Raw genomic sequence first — 14,130 nt, forward strand, 5'->3', positions numbered from 1 at the left:
CGCCCATGAGCGCGCTCACGCCCGACTGCGATCCCGACCTGGCGCACTGCGGTCAGCCCCGGCCCAGTGACGGGATCCGCTCCACGCTGGTCCTCGTGGGGCTCGTGGCCGTGGTGGCGTCCGCCGTGGGCACCGGGACCGTCTCCGGCGTGACGGCCTTCCTCGCCGGCGGGGTCGGGCTGGTCGCGGCGCTCCTGCTGGGGAGCCGCGCGGTCCGCCTGGGCCGGCGCGCCGTCGCGGCGGTGCACCTGCCGGCGCTGCACCGCTCCCGCCCGGCCGGCTGACCCCGCCCGCCCTGCGGCGGGACGGGCGGACCGGCAGGCTGACCTCCGACGACGACGTCCGAGGAGGCCAGCCCCGTGACCCTGCCCGCCGACCCCACCCTCGTCCCCGCCGCCGACGGCACGCGGCTCGCCGAGCGCCGCTGGACCCCCGACGGCGAGGTGCGCGCGGTCGTGCAGGTCGTGCACGGGCTGTCCGAGCACGCCGGCCGCTACGGCCGCCTGGCCGCCGCGCTCACCGCCCGCGGGTTCGCCGTCGCCGCGCAGGACCAGCGCGGCCACGGGCTCACCGCGCGGTCGACCGGCCCCGGCCGGTTCGGCGACCCCGCCGCCGGTCACGCTGCGGGCAGCGACGCCGTCCTCGACGACGTCCGCGAGCTGGGCCGCCGGCTGGCCGCCGACCACCCCGGCGTCCCCTCCGTGCTGCTCGGCCACTCGCTCGGCTCGGCGGTCGCGCTGGCCTCGGCCGAGCGGGACGGCGACGGGCTGGCCGGGCTGGTGCTGTCCGGGCCGATCGGCGTGGCGCCGCACCTCGCCGCGACGGCGGAGCAGCTCGAGGCCGCGGTGGCCGGCGGGGCGGGCGACGAGCCGATGGAGGCCCTCGCCGCCTTCAACGCGCCGTTCGAGCCGGCGCGCACGCCCTACGACTGGCTGACCCGCGACCCGGCCGAGGTCGACGCCTACCTCGCCGACCCGCTGTGCGGCGACGACGTCCCGCCCACCCACCGGTACGGCGCCGGCATGTTCGCCCTCGCCGCCCGCGCCGCGACCCCCGAGGCCGTCGCCGGGCTGCCGGACGGCCTGCCGGTGCTGCTGCTGTCCGGGCGGCGCGACCCGGTCGGCGGCGAGGACGCCGCCCAGGTGACCGCACTCGCCGGCCTGCTGCGCGAGCGTGGTCTGCCGGTGGAGCAGCACGTCTACCCCGACGCCCGCCACGAGGTGTTCAACGAGACCAACCGGGACGAGGTGACCGCCGACCTCCTCGCCTGGCTGGAGTCGCGGGTGGGCTGAACCACACGGATGTGCTTCCCCGCGACCGAGGGTGAGCAGACCGTCGGCCGCGCCACCTACTGTGGATGCGTGCCCGACCCGTCCACGTACCGCCCGGCGGTCGGCTCCATCCCCGAGTCGCCGGGGGTCTACAAGTTCCGCGACCCCACGGGCCGCGTCGTCTACGTCGGCAAGGCCAAGAGCCTGCGCCAGCGGCTCAACAGCTACTTCGCCGACGTCGCGGGCCTGCACCCGCGCACCCGGCAGATGGTCACGACGGCGGCGAGCGTCGAGTGGACCGTCGTCGGCACCGAGGTCGAGGCCCTCCAGCTCGAGTACAACTGGATCAAGGAGTTCGACCCGCGGTTCAACGTCCGGTACCGCGACGACAAGAGCTACCCGTCGCTGGCCGTGACCCTCAACGAGGAGTACCCGCGGCTGCAGGTGATGCGCGGGCCGAAGAAGAAGGGCGTCCGCTACTTCGGCCCCTACGCGCACGCCTGGGCCATCCGCGAGACCCTCGACACGCTCACCCGCGTCTTCCCGGCCCGCACCTGCTCCAACGGCGTCTTCAAGCGCGCCGGGCAGATCGGCCGGCCCTGTCTGCTCGGCTACATCGGCAAGTGCGCCGCCCCCTGCGTGGGCCGGGTCAGCGCCGAGGAGCACCGGGCGATCGTCGACGACTTCTGCGACTTCATGGCCGGTCGCACCGACCTCATGGTCAAGCGCCTCGAGCGGGAGATGGCCGAGGCCGCCGAGGCGATGGAGTACGAGAAGGCCGCCCGGCTGCGCGACGACCTCGGCGCGCTGCGGCGGGCGATGGAGAAGCAGGCCGTCGTCCTGGGGGACGGCACCGACGCCGACGTCGTCGCGTTCGCGCAGGACGAGCTCGAGGCCGCCGTCCAGGTCTTCCACGTCCGCGGCGGCCGGGTGCGCGGCCAGCGCGGCTGGATCATCGACAAGGTCGAGGAGGTCACCACCGGCGAGCTGGTGGAGCAGTTCCTCCTGCAGGTCTACGGCGGCGTCGACGAGCAGACCGGCTCCTTCGAGGCGGGCGAGTCGGTGCCCAAGGAGGTGCTCGTCCCCGAGCTCCCCGACGACGCCGACGTCTACGAGGAGCTGCTCAGCGAGCTGCGCGGGTCGAAGGTGTCGCTGCGCGTGCCGCAGCGCGGCGACAAGCGCAGCCTGCTGGAGACCGTCGAGCGCAACGCGAAGGAGGCCTTCGCCCGGCACCGGGTCAAGCGCTCCAGCGACCTGACCGCCCGCTCGCTGGCCCTGGCGGAGCTGCAGGAGGCGCTCGAGCTGCCCGAGGCGCCGCTGCGCATCGAGTGCATCGACATCAGCCACGTGCAGCAGACGAACGTCGTCGCCTCGATGGTGGTGTTCGAGGACGGGCTGGCGAAGAAGTCCGACTACCGGCGCTTCGCCGTGCACGAGGGCACCGACGACACCGCGGCGATGGCCGAGGTGGTCCGCCGCCGCTTCGCCCGGCACCTCAAGGAGGAGGCCGACCGGCGCGACGAGCAGGGCGTCGCCGCGGAGGAGGGCCGGCCGCGCCGGTTCGCCTACCCGCCGAACCTGCTGGTCGTCGACGGCGGCGCCCCGCAGGTGGCCGCGGCGGCGCGGTCGCTGGACGAGCTGGGCATCGTCGACGTCGCCGTCTGCGGGCTGGCCAAGCGCATGGAGGAGGTGTGGCTGCCCGGGGAGAGCGACCCGGTGATCCTGCCGCGCACCTCCGAGGCGCTGTACCTGCTGCAGCGGGTGCGGGACGAGGCCCACCGGTTCGCGATCACCTACCACCGGCAGAAGCGTTCGGTCAGCATGCTGGTCTCCCTGTTGGACGACGTCCCCGGTCTCGGGGAGACGCGGCGGAAGGCGCTGATGAAGCAGTTCGGGTCCCTCAAGCGGCTGCGCGCGGCCACGGTGGAGGAGCTCACAGCCGTCCCCGGCATCGGCCGCCGGACGGCGGAGGCGGTCATGGCCGCCGTCGCCGAGCCCGCCACCGGGGACGACGCGGGCCGTCCCGCCGAGGAGGACGGGGCGCCGGTGACCGGCGCGGAGACCGGCGTGGAGGCCGGCGTGGAGGCCGGCGTGGGGACCGTCGTGGAGAGCACCACGGCACCCAGCGGACCGGCGGAGCGGGGCACCCCCCGCCCCGGGGCCGGGGAGACCGCCGAGGTCGGCCGGGTCGCCTCGTGAGCGCCGGGCAGGACGCGGGGACGGCGCCGGTGCCGTCCCCGGAGGGCCAGCACGGGCCGCACGCCGACGTCCCCGCCGGGCTCGACCCGGCCGGCACCGAGACCCCGCCGGTCGAGGTCGTCGTCGTCACCGGGCTGTCCGGCGCGGGCAAGAACACCGCCGGGCGGGTGCTCGAGGACCTCGGCTGGTACGTCGTCGAGAACCTGCCGCCGGCGCTGCTGCTGCCGATGGTGGAGCTCGGCGCCCGCGGCGACGTGCGCCGCTTCGCCGCCGTCGTCGACGTCCGCAGCCGGGCCTTCTCCAGCGACCTGCAGGAGGCCATCCGGGTGCTCGCCGAGGCCGGCCACCGTCCCCGGGTGGTGTTCGTGCACGCCCGCGACGAGGTGCTGGTGCGCCGCTACGAGTCCAACCGGCGCGAGCACCCGCTGCAGGGCTCCGGGCGCCCCCTCGACGGCATCACCGCCGAGCGCACGCTGCTCACCGGCATCGCCGGCGAGGCCGACCTGTGGGTGGACACCAGCGACCTCAACGTGCACCAGCTGCGCGCCACGCTGGAGAACGCCTTCGCCCGCGAGGGCCGCACGCCGCCGCTGACGGCGACCGTGCTCAGCTTCGGCTTCAAGTACGGGCTGCCGCTGGACGCCGACCTCGTCGTCGACGCTCGGTTCCTGCCCAACCCGCACTGGCTGCCGGAGCTGCGCCCGCACACCGGGCAGGACGCCGACGTCCGCGACTACGTGCTCGGCCAGGCCGACGCCGGGCCGTTCCTCGACCGCTACACCGAGGTCCTGCGGCTGCTCATCCCCGGCTACCGGCGGGAGGGCAAGCGCTACCTGACGCTCGCGGTCGGCTGCACCGGCGGCAAGCACCGCAGCGTCGCCATCGCCGAGGAGTTCGCCCGCCGGCTGCGCGCCGAGGGCACCGACGCGGTCGCGCGCCACCGTGACCTGGGCCGCGAGTAGTGGGCGGCGACGACACGGCGCCCGGGTCCGGCGGCCCCCGGGTCGTCGCCCTCGGCGGCGGCCACGGGCTGGCAGCGGCGCTGGGCGCCTGGCGGCGGATCACGCCCGACCTCACCGCCGTCGTCACGGTCGCCGACGACGGCGGCTCGTCCGGCCGCATCCGCCGGGAGATGCCGGTGCTGCCGCCCGGTGACCTGCGGATGGCGCTGGCCGCGCTGGCCGGCGAGGACGACGGCCGGCAGGAGATGGCCCGGCTGCTGCAGCACCGCCTCGGCGGCACCGGCGTGCTGGCCGGGCACCCGGTGGGCAACCTGCTGCTCACCGGGCTGGTCGAGCTGCACGGCGGCGACACCGTCCGCGCCCTCGACGCGGTCTGCGAGCTGGTCGGCGCGTGCGGCCGGGTGCTGCCGATGGCCGACGTGCCGCTGGACCTCGTCGCCCGCGTGGAGACCGTCGACCCCGACGACCCCGCGCGCACCCGCACCATCCGCGGGCAGGTCGCCATCGCGTCCACCCCGGGGCGGGTGCGCGACATCCTCGTGTCGCCGCCGGACCCGCCGGTGCACCCCGACGTGCTCGAGGCGATCGCCAGGGCCGACGTCGTGTCGCTGGGCCCCGGCTCCTGGTACACGTCGGTGCTGCCGCACCTGCTGGTGCCGCGGCTGCGCGCCGCGCTGGCCGCCACCCGCGCCCGGGTGGTCGTCGTCCTCAACCTGGAGCCGCAGCCAGGGGAGACCGACGGCTTCTCGCCGGAGGAGCACCTGCGGGTGCTGCAGGCGCACCTGGGCGGTGTGGCGCTGCACACCGTGGTCGCGGATGCGGAATCGGTGGTTGACCGCTGTGGTCTCCTGTCAGCGGTGCGCGAGTGTGGCGCCGAGCTGGTCCTGGCTCCGGTCGCCGCGCCCGACGGATCACCGCGCCACGACCCCGCGCGCCTGGGGGCCGCGCTGAGCTCGGTGGTCGGGGCACGGTGAGCGGGAACGGTCCCGGCCGGAGCACCGGGAGCGGGGGTGCCCAGACGGTACGAGGGGGAGAGGTGACGCCGAGGATGGCGCCGCAGCAGAGCAGGGGGTGGTCGTCGTGGCGATGACGGCCATGGTCAAGGACGAGCTGTCGCGGGTGGAGTGCACGCGCACCTCCGAGCGCAAGGCCGAGGTGACGGCGCTGCTGCGCTTCTCCGGCGGCCTGCACATCGTGGGCGGCCGGGTGGTCATCGAGGCCGAGCTGGACACCGGCTCGGTCGCACGCCGGCTGCGCCGGGACATCAGCGAGGTCTACGGCTACACGAGCGGGGTCAGCGTGCTCGCCGGCGGCAACATCCGCCGCGGCGTGCGGTACCTCGTCCGGATCGCCAAGCACGGCGAGGGCCTGGCCCGCCAGACCGGGCTGGTCGACCAGCGCGGGCGCCCGGTGCGCGGCCTGCCGCCGTCGGTGGTCTCCGGCAGCATCAACGACGCCGAGGCCGCCTGGCGGGGCGCCTTCCTCGCGCACGGCTCGCTCACCGAGCCCGGCCGCTCCTCGTCGCTCGAGGTGACCTGCCCGGGGCCGGAGGCGGCCATGGCCCTGGTCGGCGCGGCCCGCCGGCTGGGCATCGCCGCCAAGGCCCGCGAGGTCCGCGGCGCCGACCGGGTCGTCGTCCGCGACGGCGACGCGATCAGCGCGCTGCTCACCCGCATGGGCGCCCACGACGCGGTCCTGGCCTGGGAGGAGCGGCGGATGCGCCGCGAGGTCCGGGCCACCGCCAACCGGCTGGCCAACTTCGACGACGCCAACCTGCGCCGCTCGGCCCGCGCCGCGGTCGCGGCCAGCGCGCGCGTCGAGCGGGCGCTGGAGATCCTCGCGGGCGACGCCCCCGAGCACCTGCTCGTCGCCGGCCGGCTCCGCCTGGAGCACGGCCAGGCCTCGCTGGAGGAGCTCGGCCAGCGCGCCGACCCGCCGATGACCAAGGACGCCGTCGCAGGCCGGATAAGGCGTCTGCTGGCGATGGCCGACAAGCGGGCCAAGGACCTCGGCATCCCCGACACCGAGTCGGTGGTCACCGAGGACATGCTGGCTCAGTAGCGCTCGCGGCACCGACGACGACGGGGCGCCCTCCGCTCACGCGGGGGGCGCCCCGTCGTCGTCACCCCCGGGGGTGAGCGCCCGGCCGCGCCGCTGTACCCCGCGCCCGGTGCCGCCGATGGGCGGGGTGGAGGCGGCCGCCCGGGCCCGCCCCGGTGCGGAGCGGAGGCGGCATGACCGCGGGGAACTGGGCCGTCGTCTTCGGCTGTGCCGCGCTGGTCGCCGTCGGCACCGGCGTCCTGGCCTGGCGCCGGCGGCGGCGCACCCCCGCGGCCACCGCGCTCGCGGTCACCATGGCCGGCGTCGCCACCTGGTCGGCCGCCGACGGCGTCGTCTACCTGGCCGGCAGCGAGCCGGTCCAGCGCGTCTACGTCCCCCTGCTCATGGCCGCCGTCGGTCTGGTGGTCGTGGGCACCTGGGTGCTGGCCCGCACCGTCGCCGACCCCTCGTGGCGGCTCGCGCCGCGCGCCGCGGCGCTGCTGGCGGTCGAGCCGGTCCTGCTCGTCCTGACCGGGGCGCTGCCCGCGACCCGCGACCTGGTGATGACCGACATGGTCACCGGCACCGCCGGCGCCGAGTCCCGGGTGACGTTCGGGCCCCTGTTCCTGGCCCACACCGCCTACTCCTACGCGCTGATCGGCGTGGCCTACGCCGTCCTCGCGCGCCGATGGCTGCGCGTCGCCGGCGTCTTCCGCCGCCAGATCGGCATCCTGCTCGGCTCGGCGTGCCTGTCCACGGTCGGCAACGTGGTCGCGGTCGGCTCCCAGCTCGACGGGCACGGCACCGACGTCACCCCGCTGTTCTTCCTGCTCACCGGGCTCCTCGACTGCTGGGCCATCTTCCGCGGCGGCCTGCTGCGGCTGGTCCCGGTCGCCCGCGAGCAGGTCGTCGAGACCGTCCCCGACGCCGTGCTGGTCGTCGACCCCGACGGCGTGCTCATCGACTGCAACCCCGCCGCCACCCGGATGCTGCGGGAGCTGCGCCCCGACCTCGACGGCGACCTCGTCGGCCGTGCCCTGCACGACGTCGCCGGGCCCCGGGCGGTCGGGGTGCTGCTCAGCACCGAGCGCCGCGACGGCCACCGCGTCGCCCAGGTCCGGCCCGGCGTGTGGCTCGACGTGCGCGACTCCGCCGTCGCCGACCCCCGCGGCCGCGCGCTGGGCCGCATCCTCGTCGTCCGCGACGTGAGCGAGCAGCAGGAGCGGCAGCTCGCCGTCGAGCGGCTCAACCGGCAGCTGGCCGAGCAGGTCGAGGTCATCGAGCGGCTGCGCGCGGTCGTCGCCGAGGAGGCCGTCCGCGACCCGCTGACCGGCCTGCACAACCGCCGGCACCTCGACCGGGTGCTGGACGCCGACCTCGCCCGCCGGCCGCGCACCGGGCAACTGTCGCTGCTCGTCGTCGACGTCGACCACTTCAAGGCCGTCAACGACCGCTTCGGCCACGCCTCCGGCGACCGGGTGCTCCTCGGCGTCGCCGGCACGCTCGCCGCCGCTGTCCGCGAGGGCGACACGGCCGCGCGGCTGGGCGGCGAGGAGTTCGTCGTGGTCCTGCCCGGCGCCGGGCGGGAGCAGGCGCTGGCCCGCGCCGAGCGGGTCCGCCGCGAGGTCGCCGCCGTCCGCCACCTGCTCGACGGCGAGGACGTCGCCGTCACCGTGAGCGTCGGCGTCGCCGTCTGCCCGGCCGACGGCACCTCGGCGGCCGCCCTGCTCGAGGCGGCCGACCGCGCGCTCTACACCGCCAAGGCGACCGGCCGCGACCGCGTCGTCGCCGCCGCGCCGGCCGCCGGTCCGGCGCTGCCCGTGCCGGCCCCGCCCGGCGACCTCCCGGAGCTCGTGGCCGGGGCCTGACCTCATCCGGACGGACCCCGCCCCGGCCGATAGGGTCGTCGCCGATCGAGGCCGCGCGCCGTGCGGCCGACCGGGGCGACGGGCGTCGCCGGGGACACATGGAGGTCAGTCGTGACCGTACGCGTGGGCATCAACGGGTTCGGCCGGATCGGGCGCAACTTCTGGCGTGCCGCCGCGGCCAGCGGCAAGGACATCGAGATCGTGGCGGTCAACGACCTGACCAGCCCCGAGGTCCTGGCCCACCTGCTCAAGTACGACAGCATCCTGGGGGTGCTGGGCGAGGACGTCGCCGCCTCCGACGGCGGCATCGACATCGCCGGGAAGACCATGAAGGTCCTGTCCGAGCGCGACCCGGCGGCGCTGCCGTGGGGCGACCTCGGCGTCGACGTGGTCGTCGAGTCCACCGGCTTCTTCACCAAGGCCGACGACGCCCGCAAGCACGTGGACAAGGGCGGCGCGAAGAAGGTCGTCATCTCGGCGCCGGCCACCGGCGACGACCTGACCATCGTCATGGGCGTCAACCACGAGAAGTACGACGGCACCCAGACGATCATCAGCAACGCGTCCTGCACCACGAACTGCCTGGCCCCGCTGGCCAAGGTGCTCAACGACGCCTTCGGCATCGAGCGCGGCCTGATGACGACGATCCACGCCTACACCGCCGACCAGAACCTGCAGGACGGCCCGCACAAGGACCTGCGCCGCGCCCGCGCCGCCGCGCTCAACATGGTCCCCACCTCGACCGGCGCCGCGAAGGCGATCGGCCTGGTGCTGCCGGAGCTGCAGGGCAAGCTCGACGGCTACGCCGTCCGCGTCCCGGTGCCCACCGGCTCGGCCACCGACCTCACCGTCCAGCTGAGCCGCGAGGCCTCGGCCGACGACATCGACGCCGCCTACCGCGAGGCCGCCGAGTCCGGCCCGCTGGCCGGGATCCTCAAGTACACCTCGGCGCCGATCGTCTCCTCCGACATCGTCACCGACCCGGCCTCGTGCATCTACGACGCGAAGCTGACCAAGGTCTTCGGGCCGATGGCCAAGGTGCTCGGCTGGTACGACAACGAGTGGGGCTACTCCAACCGGCTGGTCGACTCGGTCGAGCTCGTCGGCGACTCGCTCTGATGCGGTCCCTCGACGACCTGCTCGCCGAGGGGGTGTCGGGTCGGCGCGTGCTGCTGCGCGCCGACCTGAACGTCCCCCTCGACAAGCAGACGCGGGCCATCACCGACGACGGCCGGATCCGGGCGAGCCTGCCGACGATCGCGGCGCTGCGCGACGCCGGCGCCCGCGTCGTCGTCGCGGCGCACCTGGGCCGGCCCAAGGGCGCGCCCGACCCGCAGTACTCGCTGGCCCCGGTCGCCGCGCGGCTGGGGGAGCTGCTCGGCGCGGAGGTCCCGCTGGCCGCCGACGTCGCCGGCGAGGACGCCCGCGCCCGGGCGGACGCGCTCGGCGACGGCGACGTCCTGCTGCTGGAGAACGTCCGCTTCGAGGCCGCCGAGACCAGCAAGGACGACGCCGAGCGCGGCGAGCTCGCCGACCGGCTCGCCGCGCTGGCCGACGTCTACGTCGACGACGCGTTCGGCGCCGTGCACCGCAAGCACGCGTCGGTGTTCGACGTCGCGCAGCGGCTGCCGCACGTGGCCGGCCGGCTCGTGGCCACCGAGCTCGACGTGCTGCAGCGGCTGACCACCGACCCCGACCGGCCCTACGTCGTGGTGCTCGGCGGCTCGAAGGTCAGCGACAAGCTCGCCGTCATCGAGGCGCTGCTGCCCAAGGTGGACCGGCTGCTCGTCGGCGGCGGGATGTGCTTCACCTTCCTCGCCGCGCAGGGCCACGGCGTCGGCAGGTCCCTGCTGGAGGCCGACCAGGTCGACACCTGCCGCCGGCTGCTGGCCGAGGCGGGGGAGCGGATCGTGCTGCCGGTCGACGTCGTCGTCGCGCCGGAGTTCAGCGCCGACGTGGACACCGCCGTCGTCGCGGCCGAGCAGATCCCCGACGGGCAGATGGGTCTCGACGTCGGCCCGCGCACCGTCGAGGCGTTCGGCCGCGAGCTGGCCGGCGCCCGCACGGTCTTCTGGAACGGCCCGATGGGCGTGTTCGAGCTGGCGCCCTTCCAGGCCGGCACCCGCGGCGTGGCCGAGGCCGTGGCCGCCGTCGACGGGCTGTCGGTGGTCGGCGGCGGCGACTCCGCGGCCGCGGTCCGGCAGCTCGGCCTCGACGAGGCGGCCTACGGGCACATCAGCACCGGCGGCGGCGCGTCGCTGGAGTACCTCGAGGGCCGGGAGCTGCCGGGCCTCGCGGTGCTCGCGGACTGAGGGGGCCGGGGATGGCACGCACCGCGCCGCGCGCCCCGCGCGAGGGCCGCCGCCCGCTGATCGCGGGCAACTGGAAGATGCACATGACGCACCTGGAGGCCATCGGCCTGGTGCAGAAGCTCGTCTTCAGCCTCAAGGAGAGGGAGCTCGACGACGCCGAGGTCGTCGTGCTCCCGCCGTTCACCGCGCTGCGCAGCGTGCAGACGCTGGTCACCGGCGACAAGCTGCCGGTCGGCTACGGCGCGCAGGACCTGTCGGCGCACGACTCCGGCGCCTACACCGGCGAGGTCAGCGGCGCGATGCTCGCCGCGCTGGCCTGCGGCTTCGTCGTCGTCGGCCACTCCGAGCGGCGCGCGCTGCACGGCGAGGACGACGCGACGGTGGCCGCCAAGGTGCAGGCCGCGCTGCGGCACGGGCTCACGCCGATCCTGTGCGTGGGCGAGGGCCTCGACGTCCGCCGCGCGGGGCAACACGTCCCGCACTGCACCGACCAGCTCGACGCCGCGCTCGAGGGGCTGTCGGCCGACCAGGTGCGCGGGGTCGTGCTGGCCTACGAGCCGGTGTGGGCGATCGGCACCGGCGAGGTGGCCACCCCCGAGGACGCCCAGGAGGTGTGCGGCGCACTCCGGTCCCGCCTCGACGGGCGTTTCGGCCCGGAGACGGCCTCGGCGGTCCGTATCCTCTACGGCGGGTCGGTGAAGGCCGCGAACACGGCCGGGATCCTGGCCGGGCCGGACGTCGACGGTGCACTGGTCGGTGGCGCGAGCCTGGACGCCGACGAGTTCGCGCAGATCTGTCGGATCGCCGCAGGCGGCAGCTAGCCCGCGGCCGCACGGGAGCGGGTGGGTGGACAGCACGCTGCAGGGACCCGCCCGCTCCCGGGGCGGCCGCCTGCCCGAGTGGCTGCGCGGCACGCCCGGGCGCGTCCTCGGGCTCGCCCTCGTCGTCCTGCTGGTCGTCGCGGTGGCCGTGAGCTGCAGCGGCGGCGGGGACGGCGACAGCGGCGTCCCGGTGCTCGGCGACGGGCCCGACGCCGGCGTCGACGGCGTCCGCGCGCCCTCCGACGCGACCGGCGGCACGCTGCGCGTGGTCACCAGCGAGGTCGACAGCCTCGACCCGCAGCGGTCCTACCAGCCCGGCGTGTGGAACCTCATGCGGCTCTACACCCGCACCCTGGTGACCTACGCCAGCGAGCCCGGCCGCACCGGCGAGCTGGTGCCCGACCTCGCCACCGGCCTCGGCACCACCCCCGACGGCGGCCTGAGCTGGACGTTCACCCTCAAGCAGGGCGCCCGGTTCGAGAACGGCCGGGCGATCACCTCGCGCGACGTCAAGTACGGCATCGAGCGGTCCTTCGCCTCCGACGTCGTGGTCGGCGGGCCCACCTACGTCGTGGACCTGCTCGACGACCCCGAGAACCCCTACGCCGGGCCGTACCAGGACGAGACCCCAGGCAGGCTGGGGCTGGCCGCGATCGAGACGCCCGACGACGCCACGATCACCTTCCGGCTGCGCTCGGCCCAGCCCGACTTCCCCTACGTGCTGGCGCTCCCCTCGAGCAGCCCGGTGCCGATCGAGAACGACACCGGCGCCGCCTACGGCAGCGACCCGGTCTCCTCCGGCCCCTACGCGGTCACCACCGTCGACGCCGCGACCGGCATCGTCCTCGACCGCAACCCGCAGTGGGACCCGGCCACCGACGAGGTCCGGACGGCGCTGCCCGACCGCGTCGTCGTCCGCACCGGGCTGTCCACCCTGGAGCGGGACCAGGAGCTGCTCGCCGGCTCGGCCGACGTCGACGTCTCCGGCGCCGGCCTGCACGCGGCCACCGCCGCCCGGCTCGCCGAGGGCGCGGGCGGCGACGTGCCGCTGACCGACCGGGTCGACGACCTGACCACCGGCGCGGTGCGGCTGCTCGCGCTGCCCACCGACGTCGCGCCGATGAACGACCCGAACTGCCGGGCCGCGGTGGCCGCCGCGATCGACCGCGGCGCCGTCCAGGAGGTCGCCGGCGGCGCGGACAACGCCGTCCGCACCTCGCAGCTGTGGCCGCGGTCCCTGGGCGGCGGGCCGGAGGACCCCGACCCGGGCCCCGACCCCGACGCCGCCCGGGAGGCGCTGGCCGCCTGCGGGCAGCCCGACGGGTTCCGCACGGTCCTCGCCGTGCCGGACGCCCAGGCCAGCGTCGCGGTGGCCGAGGAGGTCGTCGCGCAGCTCGCGGAGGTCGGGATCACCGCGGAGCTGCGCCCGCTGCCGGCGACCAGCTTCTACGCCACCGACGTCGGCAATCCGGACAACGTGGCGCGCAACGGCTTCGGCATCGTGCTGGCCACCTGGACCGCCGACTTCCCGACGCCGGGCTCGTTCCTCGTGCCGCTGGTCGACGGCCGCTCGGTGAGCCTGGTCGGCAACACCAACTACGCCCGGCTCACCGACCCGGCGATCTCCGGGCTGGTCGACGCCGCCCGCGCCGCCGCCGACCCGCAGGCGGCCCGGGGCGCCTGGCGGGAGGTCGCGACGGCGGCCGGCGGGACCGGCGCCTACGTGCCGCTGGTGGAGACGCGCGTGCAGCTCCTGGCCGGGCAGCGGCTGCGCAACGGGCTGGTCATGGAGCCCTACGCGGGGCACGACCTGGCCACCGCGGGCGTGCGCTGACCGGGACGCCTGCGGGCACCGGTTACGCTGGGGCCATGGTCGAGCTCGTCCTCAACGTGCTGCTGGTCCTCACCAGCGTGCTGCTCGTGGTGCTGATCCTGCTGCACCGGGGCAAGGGCGGTGGCCTGTCCTCGATGTTCGGCGGCGCGGTCTCCTCCCAGCTGTCCGGCTCCTCGGTCGTCGAGAAGAACCTCAACCGGCTCACCGTGTTCACCGGCCTGATCTGGACCGTGTGCATCGTGGCGCTGGGCATCCTGCTCAAGGTGTAGCCCCGCCCCGCCCCTGGTCGCGGCGAAATCGTGACCGGGGAGACACCCTCAGGCCCTAGACTGCCCGGGCGGCGTGATCACGCGCCGTGACGATCCAGCAGGCAGGTCAGGACGAGGGGGCGCTCGTGGCTGGTGGCAACGCGATCCGGGGGACCCGGGTCGGCGCGGGTCCGATGGGTGAGGCCGAGCGCGGAGAGGCGGCCCCGCGGCACCGGGTCGGCTACTGGTGCAGCTCGGGTCACGAGACGCGGGTGGCCTTCGCCACCGACGCGGAGGTCCCCGAGACCTGGGACTGCCCGCGCTGCGGTCTCCCGGCCGGTCAGGACCCGCAGGCGCCGCCGCCGGCGCCACGGACCGAGCCGTACAAGACGCACCTCGCCTACGTGCGTGAGCGGCGCAGCGACGCCGACGGTGACGCCCTCCTCGAGGAGGCCCTCGCCAAGCTGCGGGCCCGCCGCGGCGCCTAGAGCTCCCGTCTGACCGCCCCGGCGGAGGCCCCGTGGGCCTCCGCCGGGGCACCGGGCGTGCCGGGCGCCGGCAGCCCGCGGCCGTCG

The 14,130-nt window shown here is 75.8% G+C and carries 13 protein-coding genes; all 13 read left to right on the plus strand.

Annotation, left to right across the window (positions count from 1 at the left end; translation table 11 throughout):
- Window positions 1–5 precede the first annotated feature (5 nt).
- Window positions 6–284 carry a hypothetical protein gene (locus tag ACI8AK_RS07010; protein ID WP_387992996.1) on the plus strand — a complete coding sequence of 93 codons (279 nt, stop codon included), beginning with the start codon at window positions 6–8 and terminating at the stop codon, window positions 282–284.
- A gap of 75 nt (window positions 285–359) precedes the next feature.
- Complete coding sequence (locus tag ACI8AK_RS07015; RefSeq protein WP_456955626.1) at window positions 360–1,292, plus strand: alpha/beta fold hydrolase; 933 nt, start codon at window positions 360–362, stop codon at window positions 1,290–1,292.
- Between the two features lie 69 nt (window positions 1,293–1,361).
- Window positions 1,362–3,470, plus strand: a complete 2,109-nt coding sequence (gene uvrC / locus ACI8AK_RS07020) for an excinuclease ABC subunit UvrC (protein ID WP_456902947.1) — start codon at window positions 1,362–1,364, stop codon at window positions 3,468–3,470.
- A complete protein-coding gene (gene rapZ / locus ACI8AK_RS07025; RefSeq protein WP_387992987.1) occupies window positions 3,467–4,432 on the plus strand; it encodes an RNase adapter RapZ in 966 nt (321 codons plus the stop codon). Before uvrC ends, rapZ begins: the two co-directional genes overlap by 4 nt.
- A complete protein-coding gene (locus ACI8AK_RS07030; RefSeq protein ID WP_387992984.1) occupies window positions 4,432–5,406 on the plus strand; it encodes a gluconeogenesis factor YvcK family protein in 975 nt (324 codons plus the stop codon). The genes rapZ and ACI8AK_RS07030 overlap by 1 nt, the downstream gene beginning before the upstream one ends.
- A 97-nt stretch (window positions 5,407–5,503) precedes the next feature.
- Window positions 5,504–6,493 carry a DNA-binding protein WhiA gene (gene whiA / locus ACI8AK_RS07035; protein WP_456902948.1) on the plus strand — a complete coding sequence of 330 codons (990 nt, stop codon included), beginning with the start codon at window positions 5,504–5,506 and terminating at the stop codon, window positions 6,491–6,493.
- 173 nt (window positions 6,494–6,666) lie between these two features.
- Window positions 6,667–8,340, plus strand: a complete 1,674-nt coding sequence (locus ACI8AK_RS07040; RefSeq protein WP_456955628.1) for a histidine kinase N-terminal 7TM domain-containing diguanylate cyclase — start codon at window positions 6,667–6,669, stop codon at window positions 8,338–8,340.
- A gap of 111 nt (window positions 8,341–8,451) precedes the next feature.
- Window positions 8,452–9,459, plus strand: a complete 1,008-nt coding sequence (gene gap / locus ACI8AK_RS07045) for a type I glyceraldehyde-3-phosphate dehydrogenase (protein WP_456902950.1) — start codon at window positions 8,452–8,454, stop codon at window positions 9,457–9,459.
- Entirely contained in the window at window positions 9,459–10,652 is a 1,194-nt protein-coding gene (locus ACI8AK_RS07050; protein WP_456955630.1) for a phosphoglycerate kinase, read from the plus strand. Before gap ends, ACI8AK_RS07050 begins: the two co-directional genes overlap by 1 nt.
- An 11-nt stretch (window positions 10,653–10,663) precedes the next feature.
- Entirely contained in the window at window positions 10,664–11,473 is an 810-nt protein-coding gene (gene tpiA / locus ACI8AK_RS07055) for a triose-phosphate isomerase (RefSeq protein WP_387992973.1), read from the plus strand.
- 25 nt (window positions 11,474–11,498) lie between these two features.
- A complete protein-coding gene (locus ACI8AK_RS07060; RefSeq protein WP_456955632.1) occupies window positions 11,499–13,307 on the plus strand; it encodes an ABC transporter substrate-binding protein in 1,809 nt (602 codons plus the stop codon).
- A 35-nt stretch (window positions 13,308–13,342) separates the two neighbouring features.
- Window positions 13,343–13,576, plus strand: a complete 234-nt coding sequence (gene secG, locus ACI8AK_RS07065; RefSeq protein ID WP_387992967.1) for a preprotein translocase subunit SecG — start codon at window positions 13,343–13,345, stop codon at window positions 13,574–13,576.
- Window positions 13,577–13,701: 125 nt separating this feature from the next.
- Window positions 13,702–14,043: an RNA polymerase-binding protein RbpA gene (locus ACI8AK_RS07070; protein ID WP_387993047.1), complete on the plus strand. Its 342-nt coding sequence runs from the start codon at window positions 13,702–13,704 to the stop codon at window positions 14,041–14,043.
- The last annotated feature ends 87 nt before the right edge of the window (window positions 14,044–14,130 follow it).

The organism is Geodermatophilus sp. SYSU D00867 (genome assembly GCF_054050315.1).

What these genes read in the sequence shown, in the direction of transcription:
- ACI8AK_RS07010 (WP_387992996.1), top strand. Translation starts at nt 6, where the DNA reads ATGAGCGCGCTCACGCCCGACTGCGATCCCGACCTGGCGCACTGCGGT.
- ACI8AK_RS07040 (WP_456955628.1), top strand. Translation starts at nt 6,667, where the DNA reads ATGACCGCGGGGAACTGGGCCGTCGTCTTCGGCTGTGCCGCGCTGGTC.
- tpiA (WP_387992973.1), top strand. Translation starts at nt 10,664, where the DNA reads ATGGCACGCACCGCGCCGCGCGCCCCGCGCGAGGGCCGCCGCCCGCTG.
- secG (WP_387992967.1), top strand. Translation starts at nt 13,343, where the DNA reads ATGGTCGAGCTCGTCCTCAACGTGCTGCTGGTCCTCACCAGCGTGCTG.
- ACI8AK_RS07050 (WP_456955630.1), top strand. Translation starts at nt 9,459, where the DNA reads ATGCGGTCCCTCGACGACCTGCTCGCCGAGGGGGTGTCGGGTCGGCGC.